The sequence below is a fragment of the Aureibaculum flavum genome (assembly GCF_016406085.1).
In the GTDB taxonomy this organism is placed as follows: domain Bacteria; phylum Bacteroidota; class Bacteroidia; order Flavobacteriales; family Flavobacteriaceae; genus Aureibaculum; species Aureibaculum flavum.
Genome location: NZ_JAEHFJ010000039.1, coordinates 1 through 610, shown reverse-complemented (window position 1 = coordinate 610; position 610 = coordinate 1). Strand labels below are relative to the sequence as shown.

1 protein-coding gene is annotated in these 610 nt (G+C 48.9%); it reads left to right on the top strand.

What is annotated here, in order from left to right:
• On the top strand, window positions 1-430 hold a 430-nt coding region (locus tag JBL43_RS20465), incomplete at its 5' end, for a hypothetical protein (RefSeq protein ID WP_198843149.1).
• Between the last annotated feature and the right edge of the window lie 180 nt (window positions 431-610).

Genomic DNA, 610 nt, shown 5'->3' with positions numbered 1-610 from the left:
GATACAAGAGAAGATGAAGGCCGAAATGGAGGCCATAAAAGAGCAAATGGCCACAATGATGGAGGCCATGATGAGCGTGAAGAAGATAATGGAAGCCAATGCGGTTGCAATTGCCGCTACCAGCGTTGTTGCTAAGGTGAACCCGATGCCCCCATCTGGCCTCAACCAAATGAATCATCCAACCTCAAATATAGTAGGCAAAGATTTAGGAAGTACGGATGACCCCCATGATGTGCAAATTCAAAATGAGCACTCCTTCCCACCATATGGCTTGCCTCTCAACTTACGCCACCCAATGTGGCGTACACTCCCAATAAGAATGTCAATAACTCCACTACTATACCCATTGAAAGCCAACAACCCCAAACTGATCATGCACATGTCTCTTAAACCGTGGGGGAGACACATGAAATTCCCCACCACAATCTAGCCGACTTCGAGCCTTGCCTCGGATATGCCACCGAAGGGCAAGCAGTTGGTGGTATACCCCTGCGAAACACTTTGAAGGGCCCTCAGTTTCGCCCACAACCACAACCCTTGCATTTTGCGGTGGGAAGAGCCCCTCTTGCTATGGCTGAAAAGGGAAAGTTGGATCATATAGAGGAAAGGC